This window comes from Patulibacter ginsengiterrae, assembly GCF_056269115.1.
Map to the genome: position 1 here is coordinate 1 of NZ_JBWDOG010000053.1, position 523 is coordinate 523.

1 pseudogene is annotated in these 523 nt (G+C 43.8%); it reads left to right on the forward strand.

Annotation, left to right across the window (positions count from 1 at the left end):
• Positions 1 to 70: 70 nt before the first annotated feature.
• Positions 71 to 523, forward strand: a pseudogene (locus ACVUH9_RS22265) (transketolase); the annotation flags it as partial.

Below are 523 nucleotides of genomic sequence, written 5' to 3' on the forward strand. Positions count from 1 at the left end.
TTAAGACAATACACCTATCTTTGAATTCTATTCATCTTACTCTTTAAATCATTTGTTTGGACTCTGACCTATGACAACCCCGCTTAACGAACGTCGTATTGCAAACGCAATTCGTGTATTGGCAATGGATGCTGTGCAAAAAGCAAACTCTGGACATCCAGGTGCGCCAATGGGGATGGCTGATATCGCTGATGTGGTATGGCGTGAGTTTTTCAACCATAACCCGACTAACCCTCAATGGGCGAACCGTGACCGTTTTGTACTATCAAATGGTCATGGCTCTATGCTGCAATATGCGTTATTGCACCTTACGGGCTATGATTTATCAATTGAAGATTTAAAAGCATTCCGTCAACTGCACTCTAAAACGCCGGGTCACCCAGAATTAGGTTATGCACCAGGTATTGAAACTACGACTGGCCCACTTGGTCAGGGGATTGCAAACGCAGTTGGTTTTGCTCTAGCTGAAAAAACTTTAGCAGCGCAGTTCAACAAAGATGAGATGAGCGTTGTTGACCATTTC